The sequence below is a fragment of the Rhodococcus sp. JVH1 genome, assembly GCF_000280725.2.
Taxonomy (GTDB): Bacteria; Actinomycetota; Actinomycetes; order Mycobacteriales; family Mycobacteriaceae; genus Rhodococcus_F; species Rhodococcus_F jostii_A.
In genome coordinates, this window is record NZ_CP166290.1 from 301,134 (window position 1) to 317,912 (window position 16,779).

Here is a 16,779-nt window from a genome sequence, read left to right on the forward strand (position 1 = left end):
CGTCGCAGAGACTCGGGCAGGCCAACCACTTGACGATGCCCATCGAACCCCGGTGCCTGGAACACTGGATGAATCTCCAGGGACGTAAACCGAATTGGACGTCAGTTCGCTGCGACCGTCTCGTGGGTGCCTTCCACGTGCACGTTCGGCACGACCTCCGTCGCGAACAGGCGCAGTGACTCCACCCACGGTGCCGGATCGTCGAGAGCGTCATGGGTGTTGACCGCCAGCTGGCCGTACCGGAAACCTGCCAGCTCGAAGGTCTTCTCGATCTTGGCGATGACCGTTTCGGGGCTGCCACACAGCCAGACGTGGTCGGCCAGGTAGTCCAGGTCGACATCGTCGATGTCGACCTTCTTGTCTGCATCATCGATGAAGCCCTGAAGAATCCGGTACTTCTGGTAGACCGGCATCAGGTACTTCTTCCACGCATGACCCAGGGCGCCGTTCTTGGCCTGCTCCTTGGCTTCCTCGTCGGTCTTTGCAACGTACACGTCGCGGGCGATCTTGAAGTTCGCACCCTGCGGCGTTCCACCGATGGACCGGACGGCCTCGGAGTACGTATCCCACTGCGACCTCAGTAGCGCAGAACCTCCGTAGAAGGAGATGGGGGTCCATCCGCGTTCACCGGCGAGTCGGTGGGACGGAGAGTTCTTGCTCAGACCAGTGACAGCGATCTCGAGACCGTCTGCGCCGCCGTGCGGCGAATGATCTGCGGTCAGGTGGTACTCCTCGCCGTCCTTGACCTTGAACTCACCATGCGATGCGACGCTACCCGGATCGATCTGTCCGTCGAGGCGTGCGGCCTTGTAGTACTTGCCTTCGAAGTTGAAGGGTTCCTGACGCCAGACCTTGTCCATCACCTCGAGTCCCTCCATCAATCGAGGGTGGGCTTCGGACAGGTCACCGGGCTGGCCACGCAGTACCGCCTCGTTTTCCCAGGATCCCGCGCCGACACCGAGGAAATAACGGTCCTCGAGCAACTGCGAGGTGTACCCGACCTGGATGGCGAGCGTCGACGGGTTGTGCAGCGGCACGATGTGCGCCATCGGGGCAAAACGCATGCGCTCGGTGATCTGAGCGGCAGCGACGATCAGCAACTCGGGGTTGGGAATATTCTCCCACGCCTGCATGCCGTGCTCGCCGACCATGAAGTCGCGATAACCGAACTTGTCGGCGGCCGCCGCGAGCAGCAACGAGTACTCGAACGTCTCCTTGTCCTTACGCCCGGGGCGCATGTACGGGGTGTGAAAAATTCCGCATTCCATTTCTGGATCTCCCAATCTTTGTCATCATCGAGGTATCGATTTCGGTCGTGTCGACAGTGCAGCGCTTTCCGGTCGGGACGCGAGAAAATGCTCCGAGTCGTTCAGTCACTCGTTGCGGATTGCATCGTTCACGCAGATCCGCGGCTTCGCGCCGCCCGATGGGCGATAAACGCGAAGGCATCGAACACGGGCTCTGTCCATCATCCGGCGACGTGCCTCGGCGTGTTGCCGGGAAGTACAGACCGATCACCGCACCCTCCAGTGTAATGGTGATCGCGATCACTGTCAACTGTTACGTTGACGTTGATTGCCCGACTGTGGTGGTCGTAATAGTGCTGTGCAACGCGCCTCGCGATTCCCGCTGCTTTCGGGCACTCGCGATATTCCTTTGAGATCGGGTTCTGCGGCAATTTGATCCGTTGGCATGAAGAATCGAGTAACGCATTCGATCTATTTGTGGCGCAACTACGGGCATTAAGAGCGTGTCTCATGTGGGGTGCCTCTCTGTTTGTCAAGCGGCCCTTGCGGAGTGATTGTTCTCTGGTTGAAGACGACGCTTTTCGTCGGACAGCATGATGCGCCAGACGTGATCGGACAGGTGACGTTTGAGGGCGCGCCTGGCCGCTGCCGGCTTCTTGCCCTCGGCGATTTTCTTCTCGAAATAGTTGCGCCCGGCGCTGGCGCGCATCCGGATCTGAACCACAGCGACGGTGTAGAGCGCGCTGTTGAGCTGCCGGTCGCCGTAGCGTGAGAGTCGGTGCCGGTCGGTGTCGGCGCTGGCGATCTGGACCGGTGCCGAGCCGTTGTAGTTCGCATAGGCCGCCGCGGTCGGGAAACGATCTGGCCGACCGGTGCGGCCGATCAGCCGGGCCGCGGTCACCGCACCGATTCCGTCGACCTCGCGCAGGCGGGTGCCGTGCTCGTCGAGGGTCTCGGCCATCTGCTTCTCGTTCGCCGCGAGCTGGTCGTCGAGGCGTCGGATGTCCGCGATGAGATCTCGACACAGCCCGACCCGCATCCAGTCGACAGGGCTCTTGGCGCGGAAGCTTCGTAACAGGGCGGCTGCCGCAGAGGCGGTGAGCGAGGTCGGGGCACCCCCGGCAAGCAGCTGCCGCAGTAGCGCATGCAGCTGATTCATGTTGCGGGTTCTACTGTTGGACAGATTTGTTCGTCGCTCGTCGAGTAGTCCGAGAATCTCGGCGGGACCCTCCGGGTCGACCGGGCGGGCGTCGCCCTGCAGCGCGGCCACACACGCCGCCGCGGCTGCGTCGATGCGGTCGTTCTTGCGGCGGCCGCCGCGGGAGAGTTCCCGCACCCGGGCGGTGGCGGTGGTCGGAACGTCGAGGGTAACCTCCCCGAGGACGAGCAGCCACCGCGCAAGGTGATGTCCGAGGCCGTAGGCATTCTCGACCGCCCACTGGCGTTGCGGCCAGGACTTGGCCCAGGCAATCAGCGTCTTGTAGCCGGTGAGGGTGGCGTCGATGCGGATCGAGCCGAGGTCGGTGTTGGTGGCCGGGTCGACCGCGGTTGCGGTGTGGGTGGACTTGTGCGGGTCGATACCGATGACGATCATGGAAGACGGTTCCCTTCTCTGTCAGGATGGGATCCGCGGAGGACAATCCGACTTCAAGTACCTCTCACAGCAGCTTGGGGTCACGCCTCTCTTCAGTCACTCCGCGAACGCAGACCGGGAGGGTTGGACACACCCCACAAGGGTCAACCCACCGTGCGGGTGACAGGAGCTTCTCGAGTCAGCCCTTCCGGTCTGCTACGGGACGCTACGGGTAGCTGACCCGATCACGAACCGCTGACACTCATACAAGTCGGAGCTTCTTGAAGCAGGTGAGTGCGGCGGCGAGGTGAAGGGAGCCGGCGAAGTGTTCGCCGTGGCGCTCGTAGCGGATGGTCATGCGCCGGTAGCCGGTGAGCCAGGCGATGGTGCGTTCGATCTTCCATCGGTACCGGCCTAGGCGATCGTTTCGCTCGATGCCGCGGCGGGCGATCCGCGGGACGATGCCTCGTTCGCGCAGCCACCGTCGGTGAATGTCGTAGTCGTAGCCCTTGTCGGCGCGAAGCTTTCCCGGCTTGCGTCGGCGCGGTCCGCGCCGAGACCTCACGCCCGGAATCGCTGCCACCAATGGTTGCAGCATCGTGCTGTCATGGGTGTTCGCCCCGGTCACGCCCACGACCAGTGGGATTCCATTCGTTTCGGACAGGACGTGGATCTTCGATCCCTTCTTACCGCGGTCGACCGGGCTGGGACCCGTCAGTGAGCCCCCCTTTTCGCCCGCACGCTTGCCGCGTCCAGGATCGCTGCCGTCCAGTCGAGTTCGCCCGCGCTACCGAGTCGATCGAGCACCTCGCGATGGAGTTTCTCGAACACCCCATCCCGCACCCAGGCACTGAACCGTCGATGCGCCGTCGGCACGGTTACCCCGAACGAGGGCGGCAGGTGCCGCCACGCACATCCGCTGGTGAGCACGTACACGATCGCGGTGAACACCGCCCGGTCATCGGCCGGCGCACTGCCACCTCCCTGCGGCCGGGCGACAAAAGGAGGAATCAACGGTTCGACTATCTCCCACAACGCATCCGGAACCAACCTCAGTGACAACTCATCTACCACGCGTCACATTATGTCCCACAGGTCACTTCATCCACATGAGACACGCTCTAAACATGAATGATGCACCGGAACCCGATCTGGCAGGTGGACGTGTCTTCGGTCTCCCCCTGCCGTGCGGACGGGCGGTATCGAAGGCAGTAGTTTGGTGCGCACAGGTGAGAGCCGCCTTTGATTACGCGGCGCGTGTATGGTTCGTCCGGATCGTTGATCTGCATGGCATCAACGCGCGGGTTGGCCGGTATACAGCACGAATGTGCGGGGGTTACGTTCTTGCCGCCTGCGGAGTGGTCGGCGGTGTAGTGATCTGCTGTCCATTCCCACACGTTGCCGGCCATGTCGCTGAGCCGGTAACCGTTGGGTTGGTAGCGTCCTACCGGCGAGGTCCCGGCGAACCCGTCCTCGAGGAGGTTCTCCCACGGGAACCGTCCCTGCCAGACGTTTCCGCCGGGCCTGCCGCCCGGTTCGTGCTCCTCGCCCCACACGAACTGCTTCCGGTCGAGCCCGCCGCGGGCAGCGAACTCCCATTCGGCCTCGGTCGGCAGGTCCTTGCCCGCCCATTCCGCGTAGGCGCGGGCGTCGAACCACGACACATGCGTGACGGGATGGCGTTCGCGTCCGCCGACGTTGCTGCCCGGACCCTCCGGGTGCCGCCAATCCGCGCCCGGCGTGAACGACCACCAGCGGGTGTAGTCGTCGAGCGGGACGGGCCCCGGTGTCGGGGTGAACACGAGCGAACCGGGCACGAGCAGAGCCGGATCCGCGCCCGGGTACTGCGCGGGGTCGGGGGCGATCTCCGCGGTCGTGACGTGACCGGTGTCCTTCACGAATCGCCGAAACTCGGCCACGGTGACCTGGTGCGAGTCCATCCAGAATCCGTCGACGGTCACCTGGTGGACGGGGCGTTCCTCGGGGTAGAAGTCCTCCGAACCCATCCAGAAAGTACCACCCGAAATCCATTCCATGTTTTTCGGTACCGCGCGCTTCATGGAATCACCCTTCACCGTCGGAAGCGTCCCGTAAACGGTGACCTTCCTTGTGCTTTGCCTGCGATTCGATAGGTGGCATTCAAGCACCGTTAACCTCTCTTGGAATGACGAGGTGGATTCATCTAAATGTTAGAGCGTGTCTCATGTGGGGAGCTTCTTGAAGCAGGTGAGTGCGGCGGCGAGGTGAAGGAAGCCGGCGAAGTGTTCGCCGTGGCGCTCGTAGCGGATGGTCATGCGCCGGTAGCCGGTGAGCCAGGCGATGGTGCGTACGATCTTCCATCGGTACCGGCCGAGGCGATCGTTTCGCTCGATGCCGCGGCGGGCGATCCGCGGGACGATGCCTCGTTCGCGCAGCCACCGTCGGTGAATGTCGAAGTCGTAGCCCTTGTCGGCGCGAAGCTTTCGCGGCTTGCGTCGGCGTGGTTCGCGCCGAGACTTCACGCCCGGAATCGCTGCCACCAATGGTTGCAGCATCGTGCTGTCATGGGTGTTCGCCCCGGTCACGCCCACGACCAGTGGGATTCCATTCGTTTCGGACAGGACGTGGATCTTCGAGCCCTTCTTACCGCGGTCGACCGGGCTGGGACCCGTCAGTGAGCCCCCCTTTTCGCCCGCACGCTTGCCGCGTCCAGGATCGCTGCCGTCCAGTCGAGTTCGCCCGCGCTACCGAGTCGATCGAGCACCTCGCGATGGAGTTTCTCGAACACCCCATCCCGCACCCAGGCACTGAACCGTCGATGCGCGGTCGGCACGGTTACCCCGAACGAGGGCGGCAGGTGCCGCCACGCACATCCGCTGGTGAGCACGTACACGATCGCGGTGAACACCGCCCGGTCATCGGCCGGCGCACTGCCACCTCCCTGCGGCCGGGCGACAAAAGGAGGAATCAACGGTTCTACTATCTCCCACAACGCATCCGGAACCAACCTCAGTGACAACTCATCTACCACGCGTCACATTATATCCCACAGGTCACTTCATCCACATGAGACACCCTCTTAGTCTCCTAGCTATTGAGGTTGAAATTGGGAACCATGAATTTCGAGGATCGGTGACTGCTGACTGCGACGTCACCACTTTATCCTGGCAGGGTTTTACAGTCACTCAAATCCATATGAAAAGTATGGCTACGATCGCAACGATGGAAGTTCCAATGCCCAGTAGGAAAACCGATCCGGCGTTGGCGCAGAGGAACTCCTCGGAGATTCCAATGCTCGATTGGGAATATCGCCATTTTTGTGTAGCGTAAATGGCCGCCACGAATACAAGGATAGCCAACACCACAAGAACATTCGTAGCGCCGTGCACTTGTGTCCAACGCAGCAACGTGGCGCCGATAACACCCAATGCCAACAGAGTTCTGGACCATGCGAGCGTTGTGCGCTCGGGTTGCAACCCGGGATCAGAGTGCCGGGCCATCGTGTGCCGCTTGCTGGTCATTTCCCGGAAGCAACGACTGCAATAAATGTCGCAGCAGCAACCGCACCCCCGAGCGATAGCAGCAAGAATGCGATCGAGGGTATGGGGAGAGGTGCTTGCTGCCGAATGGCCCTTTCCACCCTAAGCCACCGCACCCCAGAGCCGACACTGAGGGCTAGTCCCAGTAACAGCAGTGATGTCGCCACTACACGCCGAACCGGATCCGCGAACAATTCGGTGGCGAAGGCCTCGACGGCGATCCCTGCCGCCAACAATGCCAAGGATGTGCGTATCCAAGCGAGGAAGGTGCGTTCATTGGCCAGGGTGAATCGTGGATCCGGTTCATTCTGGCCCGGGAGCATTTTGGCCGCTACCGCATTCCTCGCCCGTGTTGCTGAGTTGGTGATATTGAGCATGCCGACTTGGCTCCTTGGGGACTTTGTGGATCAGCACTGTTGAGCAACGTCCAGCTCTGGTGGGTGTTACTGAGGGGGCCTTGTCGTACTTTCGTAGCAGGTCATGCTCTGACTTGGATACGTCTGCCGCATAGGCTCTCTAATCATTATCATCTTCAGTGGCCCATGACTCTATGTTCCTCTCGGGACAGTGCCGTGGCGGGAAGCGCGTTATCTGCTCGAAGCCCGGTTTCGGTCCCGCTCGGTCGTTTACGGTGCGATGTCGGCGTTGTTTGCGTGAATGTCCGTCTCCGAATTTGGTTCGGCGGCGTCCCCCGGGTCCTCTTCGGTTTCCGGCGCGTAGACGACTGAGTTGACTTGTGCGGAGACGTCGACGGCGATGGCGCTGGGCCTTCGTCGCTCAGTCTCGGTGCATGGCATCGCCTTTGGCCTGGGTTGGTTCGGTGATGAACGCATCTTGTCGGCGAGTTTGTCGACTATGGATGCTTACCCTCTGGGATTGGTGGGGCAGAGGCCTTCAACCCCGCACGCGCGACGCACTGCCTAGCGGTGCGGGGTACGACACGTGTTCGGCAGGGAAGAGTGAATTGACCTCCCACCGAAGGCAGGCATATCGTCGGGGCTCCGACGGTCGAGTCAGACGATCGGCGGTTCCAATTGGGCCAACAAGCGCAAACGTCGGGCCGGTCTTGTTGATACACGGTTCCGCCGCTGATTTCGACGCCGAGATGACACTACGCTCGTCACCTCAGAATGCGTTTCACGAATAACATCGATTGCGGACTTGTTTGGAGTTAACGACGGCGATAGAGGCATTACACCAATGCTTAAGACTGTCATTATTAGGGGTATTCTACTTGGCATTGAAGCCGGCATCGACTGGTAACGTCACGCCGGTGACATAGCGGCCGTCGTCGCTGACCAGATAGAGAATTGCGTTGCTGACGTCTGCCGGGTCCATTAGTCCGACTGGCATCAGATTGGCGGCCATCTGGGTGGCCTGTGGGTTCTCCTGCAGGTACTTACCGACAACGTTGTTTTCTACCATGGGCGTCGCCACGCCGGTGGGATGGACGGTGTTCACGCGAATCCCGTGCGGGGAGAGCCAGTTGGCGAAGCTGCGCATCAGCCCGACCACGCCGTGCTTTGCTGCTGCATATCCCTGGACGCCGCCCGAACCGTCCGCGCCGCGACCCGACAAGCCTTGAGTCGAACTGGTCAGCACGATTGATCCACCGGCGCCGCGGTCGACCATATCTTGCGCAGCTACGAAAACGGTGTTCCAGACGCCGATCAGGTTGACCCCGATTACGTCGCCGAACGACTGTACGGGGTCCGTTTCCTTGCTGCCCAGCTGGCAGATGCCGGCATTGCCCAGCACAATGTCGACCGGCCCGATCGCGGCTACGCCGTTCTGGTACGCGGACTTCATCGCGGCGAAGTCACGTACGTCGGCTTTCGTCGTGTGGATACGCCGGTTCAGCGCCTTTACCTGGTTGACCGTTTCGTCCATCTCCGACTGTGTGGACATCGGGTAATCGACCGTGTCGATGTCGGTCAGCGAGTCCACCGCGATGATGTCCGCCCCTTCCTGCGCGAGGCGGATGGCGTGGCTGCGACCCTGCCCTCGTGCCGCGCCGGTAATGAACGCGACCTTGCCGTCTAACTTGCCCATATTCTGGTCTCCATCGGTGAGTTGGGGGGATTCAATGAGTGGTGAGGATGGCCCGCAAAGTCTCGGCCGGGGAGGGCTCGTCCTGCTCCACTCCGAGATCGACGCGCACCCAATTCAGTTGTCCGCCGAATTTATTGGCCGTGCCCTGCGGATAGTCCTCGGTCACCGGCGTGCCTCGGTCGCGGCCGACATCCATCGTCTCGTCGATCGAGAAGAAGAATGGGGTAGTGCTGTCGATCCTCCCTGACTGCACCTCCACGCCGTCGATACTGATGGTCGCGATGCCGCCGCGACCGAGGCCCCCACCGTCGTAGTCGAAGCGGAGCGTGACCTCGTGTTCACCGGGACTGAGCGGCACCGTGTGGCGGACCGTATACCGCTGCAAGCCACAGACGTTGTGGCAGAAGCAGACCTTCCCGTCAATAAGGTAAAGCGACCATCCACCAAAGCGGCCGCCTTGAGCGATAATCACTCCGGACACAGGATCCTCGGATGGCACCGCGAGCGAAGCCGTGAGGGTGAAGGACCGGTTCTTCATGTTCGGCGCGGCGTCCTCACGCAGCCCGGGAAGACCCGGCCGCAGGGTCACGCTGAGGCGGTCGCCCATGAGGTCGCGCCGGCCCGCGACCTTGGGATTGATCTTCTCCGTCATTCGGTCGTCCAGCGGGAAGACCTGGTAACGGGCCGCCTCGACCAGGAAGCGTTCCTGCAGTTCCGCCAGCTTCTCGGGGAATATGTGTGCCACGTTGTGGGCCTGGGTCCAGTCGGTCGTCGTGTCGTAAAGCTCCCAGACGTCCTCCGCGAACGGCGCTGGCCGCGCCTGGTCCAACCGCCATGGCACGCGGTGCTGTGTGACCGCGGTCCATCCGTCATGATAAATCCCGCGGTTGCCAACCATCTCGAAGTACTGCGTCGTGTGCCGGTCCGGGGCGGTGGCGTCGGCAAATGTGTAGGCGAACGGGGTGCCTTCGATCGGCCGCTGGGCTGCACCATCGACGACATGCGGCTCCTCGATGCCCGCGACTGCGAGCAACGTCGGAGCGACATCGATGCAGTGGTGCCACTGGTGGCGGAGCTCTCCTCGGGCGGCGATGCCGTTCGGCCAGTGCACGATCATGCCGTTGCGAGTGCCGCCATAGTGGGAGGCCACCTGCTTCGCCCACGCATAGGGCGTGTCCATCGCGAGCGCCCAACCGACAGGGTAATGCGCATACGCCATCGGTCCGCCGATGTCGTCAAGTCTTTCGTGGATGCGCTCGGCGGAGTCTTGGAAACCGTTCGTGGTGAGAGCCTCGTTCAGCGTGCCCACCAACCCACCCTCGGCGGAGGCGCCGTTGTCTCCGAGGATGTAGATGATGAGGGTGTCGTCTAGCTGACCGCGTTGCTCGATTGCGGTCGTCAGCCGGCCGGTCTGGGTGTCCATGTGCTCGGCGAAGGACGCGTACGACTCCATCAGCCGTTCTGCGACTTCCTTCTCGATGTCGTTGAGCTCATCCCAATGTGGCACGCCTTCAGCCCATGGGGCCAGATCTGCGTCCTCGGGCACGATACCGAGCTCACGCTGGCGACGAAGGGTCTGCTCACACTGCTGATCCCAGCCGTGCGCGAACTCTCCCCGGTAACGACCACGCCAGCTGCGCGGCAACTGGAACGGGCTATGGCATGCGCCGTAGCTGAGATAGCAGAACCACGGCTTGTCCGGATCAAGGGTTGACACCGAGTCGATCCAGGAGATCGACTGGTCGACCAGATCTTCCGAAAGGTGGTAGCCCTCCTCCTCGGTGGCGGGCGGCTCGATCGGGGTCAACCCGTCGATGAGGTTGGGGGTGAACTGGTTCGTCTCAGCACCGAGGAACCCGTAGAAGCGGTCGAAACCTTCTTGCGTGGGCCAGCGGTCGAACGGACCAGCCGGTGTGGACTCGGCGCCCGGGGTCTGGTGCATCTTCCCGAACGCCCCGGTGGCATACCCGTTCGCCTGGAGCATCCGCGCGACAGTCGCCACCTCCCGTGGCCGTCGTCCGGTGTATCCGGGAGCCGTCGTGGCTGTGTCCACCACTCCACCCATGCCGCACGTGTGGTGGTTGCGGCCAGTCAGCAGGGCGGCGCGGGTCGGTGAGCATAGCGCCGTGGTGTGGAAACGTGTGTAGCGGAGTCCGTCCGCGGCCAGCCGCTCGGCGGCGGGCATCCGGCACGGCCCGCCGAAGGCCGACGATGCTCCGAAACCCATGTCGTCTACGAGGATCAACAGGATGTTCGGTGCTCCCACCGGGGGCCGCACCGGTTCCTCCGGCTCGTATCCGGGCACCTGCTGGCGGATGTCGGTGGCCGGTGAAATTGGGTGACGCGGTCGGCGAGAGGGCGGCAAGTTGTAACGATCCACGGCATACTCCTTCGATTGTGGGGGACGAGTCAAACCGGCGTGTTCTGGGACGGAACAACCTTCGCTGACTCATCGGGGTGCAGGTCGGCAGCGCGACGTGCACGCGGGACGAGCAGGATGACGACACCGGCACAGAGTGCAGCGGCACCGAAAGTGACGAAGCTCCATCCGGGCGCTACGGCGGAACCGACGAGCAGTCCACCGAGCGTCGGTCCAGCGATCCCGCCGATGCGCGCCATACCGGTGGTCCAGCCGAGCGCCGTGCCCCGCACGGCTGCCGGATAACTGTCACCGGCAAAGCTGAATGACACCACCTGGGCGCCGAATCCGGCAAATCCCGCCGCCAAGACCAGCACGTAGAGCATGGGAGTGGGCAGGGGAAACGCCACGCTGGCGACACAGATGCCCGCCACAGTGAAGCAGACGGCGATGGTGCCCCGGGGACCAAGCCAGTCCGCGATACGAGACAGTAGGAGGCTGCCTAATGAGCTGCCGACGTTCAGTGCGACAAGCAAGAACAGGGCGGACCCCAGGGCGTGGCCCTCCTGCCCGAGAATGACCGGCAACCACGTGAGCAGCCCAAAGGCAAGCAGGAACCCGAAGAATCCTGAGATCGGGAAGGCAATGGTCGCCCGTCGGTATCTAGCGGACATCATCGTGCGCAACGCGGCCCGCTGGTCGGCCCTGGCAGGCTGACTGCCGCGGGGCGTCTCGGAGACAGTAAGACCAAATCGCTCCGCGACCTGGAAAGCGCGCTCCGATTGTCCTCGCGCCATCAGAAACTCTGGCGATTCTGGCAAAAGCCTCCAGAGGAATGGGAGCATGACGAGGCCCAGCAGTCCACCGATGACGAACATCATGCGGAAGCCGAGTTCTGGGAGGATGAATATCCCTGCGACGGCAACAGTTACGGCACCTAGGCCGTAACCCGCTTGAACTGCAGAACCGTAGAAGTTATGGCGGAGGCGCGGTGCGAACTCCAGTGCGAGTGCAATGGCCGTTGGCATGACACCACCTACCGCCAGCCCCATGAGGAAGCGTAATAGGCCAAACCACACGGGCCCGGGAGCGACCGCACACAAGAACGTGAGAACGGTGAATACGCATACACTGGCGAGGAGAAGCGTTCTCCGCCCATACCGATCGGTCAGTCGTCCTGCCGCGAACGCTCCTAGAATCTGACCTAAGAGGGTAAGGCTGGCTATCGCCCCGGCAAGGCCTGGACTCAGTGCCCATACATTCTGGTTCAGCAGAGCGGGCAGGACCGTTCCGTAGACGGCGATGTCGTAGCCGTCTACGAGAACGACCAGAAAACACAGGTAAACGACCTGAATGCCAGATCGAGGCATATCTGCACCACCTTCATTGGCGATCTTCCGCGACGGATTCACGGGCACGGCCATCACGCTATTGAGAGCAAGTCGGTCGAGCAAAGACCAATACCCTGGTGCCGCCATAGGCAGCAGCAATATATGCTTGTCGGTCTCCGAGTCCCCGGAGACCGAATCGAAAGCCAGGGAGATTCTAGGAGGGACTGACATCGAGCGTAGACACCTCGTTTACTTCCTCGCGGTCGCCGACAACGGCTCATTCACGGCAGCAGCCAAAGCAATTCACGTCGCCCAACCGAGCCTCAGCCAGGCAATTCACGCATTGGAGGCCGAGGTCGGTGCGCCGTTGTTCCGGCGTGGTCGCACAGGGGTGGTGATGACCTCGGCTGGCGAGGCGCTCGTCGGACCAGCCAGGCTTGCCTTGCGGGCCCTCGGCGTGGCTGCCACCGCGGTGAGCAACGTCCAAGAGTTGCGTGACGGGAGACTCGACATCGTCGCCCAGCCGACTTTGGCGGCAGATCCCCTCGCAGAGCTCGTGGGCCGTTTCCGAAAGCGCTACCCAGGGGTCAATGTTCGGATCGGAGTGCCCGACGGCGGAGACGTGGTCGATTTGGTGAGCGCGGGAACTTACGAGATCGGACTTACGCTCGGTCCCGTCGCTACCAGGGATCTCGGGGCCCTTGCCCTGCCGGCGGAGGACGTCTCGATTGCGTTTGGCCCCGGTTCGTCCAGGCTCCCAGGCGATGTTCTCTCAATACAGGAACTTGCCCAGATCCCCCTCATCGTCGACCCGCGAGTGCACGCGTCTGTCATGTCCATGCTGGCTGCGCACGGGGTAGAAACTTTGGTGGCAGTGGAGACCTTCCACCGAGAGGCGATCGTGCCGCTGCTGCTCGCCGGTGCGGGCGCCGCCCTACTACTGCCACGATCCGCGGAGCGTGCGAAACAACAGGGTGCTGTTGTCTGCCGGATTCAACCCACCTTGCAGCGGCATACCGTGCTCGTCTACCGCAAACAGGACCTGACTGCTGCAGGAACGGCCTTGGTCCGGATGGCGACGGCTAATTTACCTGTCGCAGAATGAGGGGGTGGCTCATATGAATCTGATTCGTTGTGGCGGCACGATGACGTTCGTGGAGGAAGCGTTGTCCCTTCGGCATGCACTGCCGAGTCGCGATGGGCCCGAGTCCCGGGTCCGGTGTGGTGGTGCCGGAACCGGAGTGTTCTGCTCGTCGTACCGGTGCGACGGAAATCGGCTCGTAGCCGTGCGAATCCTGCAAGCTCTTCCGATGGCAATCGGCCACAATGTGTTCGACAGCTAGCTCGGAGCTGTCCGTGCGATCGGGGGTGCGGCGAGCTTCTCGCTCCCGTTGTCGCTGAGCTGACGGTCCACGGCGACGTCGAACTTCCGCGGTGCTGCGCTGGGCAAACACGGTGACGAAGTCGATCGAGTGTGTCTGGTGCGCCTCATCGACATGGCAGTCCGGAACCTCTGCACTTGAACGAAGGGTTGTCATCAGGCGGATCAGCGACAGTCTGGGAGCCAGACATTTCGGATCTTTTGGCGCGTCAGTGTCGTTGGCACTGTTGTGTGCGCCGGACTGACGATGGGGTTGGCTGTGGAGATGCCGGTGAGGACGACCGGCCTTCCGGCTGCGAGATCGCACAGCGCCTGCGCCTGCTGAACGCGGGTCGTCGTACTGTTACGCCCCGACTCTGGTGGAGGCTTTCATCACACGGAAGGATGAAAGTCATGGTTGCACCGAAGAAGTACCCGGACGAGTTGCGGGAACGGGCGACGAGGTTGGCGACCGAGGGCGGCGGGACCCGGCACCAGCCATGGCGCGATCAAGCGGATCGCCGACCAGTTGGGTGTGCACCCGGAGGCCGCGCAACTGGGTGCCAGGCCGAGATCGATGACGGCCACCGTCCCGGGGTGCGCACCGAGGAGGCCGCACGGATCGCCGAACTCGAACGCGAGAACCGCGAGCTACGCAGGGCCAACGAGATTCGACGCTTCTCGGCCGAGATCCACATCGAGCATCGTGGACTAAGAGCGTGTCTCATGTGGATGAAGTGACTTATGGTGCATGATGTGACTCGTGGTAGCTGACTAAGCTAAGTCAGCCGACGCCGCGGTGCTCAGGGGCGGCCGCCGAGATTTCGAGAACTTCACGGATGCTGCGGGCACCGGCGCCGAGGTCGAGGGCGTTTCTCAGGTGCAGCAAGATCCCGGGCTTGTATCGGTGGGTGGGAGTGGAATCTGCGGCCAGAGAGATCAATTCCTTGGTCACTGCCCGCAGTGCCCGACTCTTCCACGGCACCGCGCAGTAGTCGAAGAACGCTACGAACGTTTCCGGTGACATCCTGAGCAGTGCGTCGAAGAAGCCCGGAAGCTCGGTTTCCATGCGCTGCCAGTACGGGTCGGTGCCGATGTAGCGATCCCACAGGTTCTGCTGCGTCTGATCGAGCGGTGCGTCCTCGCCGCCGTTTCTGCGGCGAACGGCAGACGCCAATTGCCTGGACGACTCGAACAGTGTGTGCACCCCGAGTCCCGATACCACCGTCAGCGCTTCCTGGATCTGCGCAGCGTCGAGGCCCAGGTCGAGCGCTTCCTCGATGTAGCGGCCGGTACCCGCGACATCCATCGTCGTTGCTACCGCGCGAACCGCGATGTGTGTGAGCACACGGGTTTGCTCATCGAGGCCGGCTCCATCCTGAACTCCTTCCAAAATCTCTTCCGCCAACACACGAAGATCTTGGGAGTCGAATCCGACTGTCACGGAACTCATCCGGCTGCGCTCATGGACTTGGCCGGCGTCGTCAGTTGTGTTTTGAGCCCGCGCTTGTTGATCTTAGTCGCCGACATCGGCCACGCCCCCGCCTCGACGAAGTACACCGCACGCGGGATCTTGTACCGGCCGATTTTGCCTTCACAGTATGTGATCAGCTCTTCCGCGGTGAGCTGGTGGCCCTCGCGGACCTCAACGAACGCCACAGGTACTTCGTCGAGCCGGTCGTCTGGCCGGCCGATGACAGCCGCAGTCAGAACGGCAGGATGCGAGCACAGGAAGGACTCGACCTCGATGGCGGCGACGTTTTCGCCACCGACCTTCAGCATGTCCTTGAGCCGTCCGTGGAACACCAGGCACCCCGACTCGGTACGACTGTAGAGGTCCCCGGTCCGCAACCAGCCGTCCGAATCGATCGACTCGGCAGTCTTCTCGGGGTCCTTGTAGTACCCCTCGGTCACGCAATACCCTCGAATCAAGATCTCACCGGGAACCCCCACTGGCTGCTCCGCACCGTCGAATGGATCGACGATGCGAATCTCAACCCCTGGAACGGGCTTTCCTTGCGCACCGCTTCGATCCTCGAACGACTCGTCCGGCTCACTGAGTGCATAGATTCCGGTCGTTTCCGTCATTCCGCATGCGGCCATCAATTCGGCCGCAGGAAAGAGATTCTGAACCTGTTCGATGAGGACCCGTGGACCGATCAGGAACAGGTACCGAATCGAGTCGAACTCGGCCGCGTCGAAGTTCGGGTGCGCCATCATCATCTGCATCGGTCCGGGGAACCAGGGCCAGACACAGGTCGGCCGCTCGGCCCTGATCAGCTCAATGGCGCGGCCAGGTTCGAAGAACGTGTCGGTCAGGAACGTTCCCCCGGCACCGATTGCGCCGATGAGCGGGGCCAGTGCAGCGATGTGGAACAGCGGCCCGCCGGCCCAGCTGAGGTGGCGCTCCCCTGCCGACAAGCGGCCGGTCGCGCGCTCTACCGGGCCACGCGTCATCGATTCGTGGGTGAGCAAGCATCCACGGGGATTGGCAGTCGTCCCCGACGTGTAGAGAATCGCGGCGATGTCTCTCGTCCTCACTCGGCGGCGGTGACGGTGCACGAGAGTCGCGTCGACGGTCTCTGTGGCCGCATCCAACGCGGCCTTGGACGTGAAACCGGGTCGGTCGGTCCCTTTCAGCAAAACGGCTCGACGCAGGCGCGGTGCTTCGGGAAGATGGAGATCACCTGGGCCCGCAGTGGCCAAAGAGGGAAGTGATTCGTGCAGCACCTGCACGAAGTCCACGTAGTCGTCGGGACCGGACACCGTCAGCAACGCGGTGATGTCCGCATTTTCGATGATGTAGCCGAGCTCTTTCGCCTTGTGCCGCGCATTGAGCGGTACGACGACTGCCCCGATCAAGGCCGATCCGAAGAATCCCTCGACGAATTCGATACCGTTCGGTGCGAGGAGCGCGACGTGGTCGCCGGACTGGACTCCCATGGCCAACAGCCCGCGTGCAATCGCGATGGCACGCTCGAGTACCTCGGCGTAGGTGAACCGCTCGTCGGGAAACACGATCAAGTCGCGGTCGGGATGTGCGTGTGCTCCACGCACCAACAGGTCGCCGAGCGGAGTGACGGTGCACCAGTCGCCGGAGTCAGTCATGTCGTCCTCAATTGTCGGTCGTCGGCAAAGTTTTCGTTTGCCGAATCTGTCTGAAACGTGGCACAGACTTCGCGTGCTGCGCGCAGAAGGTCTGTTGATGTCAACGCTAAGCGACTCACGTCACCCTGTCAACGTTGGAGTTGATTTAGTCGACGCGAGTTTCGAGGAGCTCCCCACTCTTGTTACGGATGACCCGAAGCACACAGAAGGCTCTGCGTCGACCGCTACTCC

General features: G+C 62.5%; 14 protein-coding genes. 2 read left to right on the forward strand and 12 right to left on the reverse strand.

Going from position 1 to position 16,779, the window contains the following annotated elements:
• Positions 1-101: 101 nt before the first annotated feature.
• From JVH1_RS38995 to JVH1_RS39040, 10 genes are all read right to left on the reverse strand, one after another.
• Positions 102-1,268, reverse strand: a complete 1,167-nt coding sequence (locus tag JVH1_RS38995) for an LLM class flavin-dependent oxidoreductase (protein WP_009478680.1) — start codon at positions 1,266-1,268, stop codon at positions 102-104.
• 511 nt (positions 1,269-1,779) lie between these two features.
• The gene (locus JVH1_RS39000) at positions 1,780-2,841 is read right to left on the reverse strand and encodes an IS110 family transposase (protein WP_371113123.1); all 1,062 of its coding nucleotides are present in this window, start codon (positions 2,839-2,841) and stop codon (positions 1,780-1,782) included.
• A 241-nt stretch (positions 2,842-3,082) separates the two neighbouring features.
• A protein-coding gene (locus JVH1_RS39005) for an IS5 family transposase (protein WP_371113124.1) occupies positions 3,083-3,894 on the reverse strand; the annotation gives its coding sequence in 2 pieces (ribosomal slippage) (positions 3,083-3,552 and positions 3,552-3,894; 813 coding nt in all).
• A 47-nt stretch (positions 3,895-3,941) separates the two neighbouring features.
• Positions 3,942-4,880, reverse strand: a complete 939-nt coding sequence (locus tag JVH1_RS39010; RefSeq protein WP_043780686.1) for a formylglycine-generating enzyme family protein — start codon at positions 4,878-4,880, stop codon at positions 3,942-3,944.
• 141 nt (positions 4,881-5,021) lie between these two features.
• Positions 5,022-5,830, reverse strand: a protein-coding gene (locus JVH1_RS39015) for an IS5 family transposase (RefSeq protein WP_371113125.1) whose coding sequence is annotated in 2 segments (ribosomal slippage) — positions 5,022-5,488 and positions 5,488-5,830 — 810 coding nt in all. Because the reading frame shifts where the segments join, the coding sequence is not laid out codon by codon here.
• 154 nt (positions 5,831-5,984) lie between these two features.
• Positions 5,985-6,320 carry a DUF202 domain-containing protein gene (locus JVH1_RS39020; protein WP_085998417.1) on the reverse strand — a complete coding sequence of 112 codons (336 nt, stop codon included), beginning with the start codon at positions 6,318-6,320 and terminating at the stop codon, positions 5,985-5,987.
• Positions 6,317-6,715 (reverse strand): DUF202 domain-containing protein, encoded by a 399-nt coding sequence (locus tag JVH1_RS39025; RefSeq protein ID WP_083849853.1) that lies wholly within the window; start codon positions 6,713-6,715, stop codon positions 6,317-6,319. Before JVH1_RS39025 ends, JVH1_RS39020 begins: the two co-directional genes overlap by 4 nt.
• An 853-nt stretch (positions 6,716-7,568) precedes the next feature.
• Positions 7,569-8,390 carry a mycofactocin-coupled SDR family oxidoreductase gene (locus JVH1_RS39030; RefSeq protein ID WP_009478677.1) on the reverse strand — a complete coding sequence of 274 codons (822 nt, stop codon included), beginning with the start codon at positions 8,388-8,390 and terminating at the stop codon, positions 7,569-7,571.
• A gap of 31 nt (positions 8,391-8,421) precedes the next feature.
• Positions 8,422-10,770, reverse strand: coding sequence for an arylsulfatase (locus JVH1_RS39035; RefSeq protein ID WP_009478676.1), 2,349 nt, complete (start codon positions 10,768-10,770; stop codon positions 8,422-8,424).
• A 29-nt stretch (positions 10,771-10,799) separates the two neighbouring features.
• Complete coding sequence (locus JVH1_RS39040; RefSeq protein WP_237735274.1) at positions 10,800-12,173, reverse strand: MFS transporter; 1,374 nt, start codon at positions 12,171-12,173, stop codon at positions 10,800-10,802.
• Positions 12,174-12,246: 73 nt separating this feature from the next.
• On the opposite strand from JVH1_RS39040, the gene JVH1_RS39045 reads away from it, so the two are divergent.
• Together JVH1_RS39045 and JVH1_RS39050 are read left to right on the forward strand one after the other, a co-directional pair.
• On the forward strand, positions 12,247-13,185 hold the full coding sequence (locus JVH1_RS39045) for a LysR family transcriptional regulator (RefSeq protein WP_192817867.1): 939 nt from the start codon (positions 12,247-12,249) through the stop codon (positions 13,183-13,185).
• A 669-nt stretch (positions 13,186-13,854) separates the two neighbouring features.
• Complete coding sequence (locus JVH1_RS39050; RefSeq protein ID WP_009478671.1) at positions 13,855-14,181, forward strand: hypothetical protein; 327 nt, start codon at positions 13,855-13,857, stop codon at positions 14,179-14,181.
• A gap of 43 nt (positions 14,182-14,224) precedes the next feature.
• Here JVH1_RS39050 and JVH1_RS39055 read toward each other — a convergent pair whose 3' ends face one another.
• Entirely contained in the window at positions 14,225-14,788 is a 564-nt protein-coding gene (locus tag JVH1_RS39055; RefSeq protein WP_237735273.1) for a carboxymuconolactone decarboxylase family protein, read from the reverse strand.
• Between the two features lie 101 nt (positions 14,789-14,889).
• Positions 14,890-16,548 carry a class I adenylate-forming enzyme family protein gene (locus tag JVH1_RS39060; protein WP_009478669.1) on the reverse strand — a complete coding sequence of 553 codons (1,659 nt, stop codon included), beginning with the start codon at positions 16,546-16,548 and terminating at the stop codon, positions 14,890-14,892.
• Positions 16,549-16,779: the final 231 nt, after the last annotated feature.

What these genes read in the sequence shown, in the direction of transcription:
- JVH1_RS39030 (WP_009478677.1), bottom strand. Translation starts at nt 8,390, where the DNA reads ATGGGCAAGTTAGACGGCAAGGTCGCGTTCATTACCGGCGCGGCACGA.
- JVH1_RS38995 (WP_009478680.1), bottom strand. Translation starts at nt 1,268, where the DNA reads ATGGAATGCGGAATTTTTCACACCCCGTACATGCGCCCCGGGCGTAAG.
- JVH1_RS39025 (WP_083849853.1), bottom strand. Translation starts at nt 6,715, where the DNA reads ATGCTCAATATCACCAACTCAGCAACACGGGCGAGGAATGCGGTAGCG.
- JVH1_RS39040 (WP_237735274.1), bottom strand. Translation starts at nt 12,173, where the DNA reads ATGGCCGTGCCCGTGAATCCGTCGCGGAAGATCGCCAATGAAGGTGGT.
- JVH1_RS39050 (WP_009478671.1), top strand. Translation starts at nt 13,855, where the DNA reads ATGGTTGCACCGAAGAAGTACCCGGACGAGTTGCGGGAACGGGCGACG.
- JVH1_RS39020 (WP_085998417.1), bottom strand. Translation starts at nt 6,320, where the DNA reads ATGACCAGCAAGCGGCACACGATGGCCCGGCACTCTGATCCCGGGTTG.
- JVH1_RS39000 (WP_371113123.1), bottom strand. Translation starts at nt 2,841, where the DNA reads ATGATCGTCATCGGTATCGACCCGCACAAGTCCACCCACACCGCAACC.
- JVH1_RS39010 (WP_043780686.1), bottom strand. Translation starts at nt 4,880, where the DNA reads ATGAAGCGCGCGGTACCGAAAAACATGGAATGGATTTCGGGTGGTACT.
- JVH1_RS39060 (WP_009478669.1), bottom strand. Translation starts at nt 16,548, where the DNA reads ATGACTGACTCCGGCGACTGGTGCACCGTCACTCCGCTCGGCGACCTG.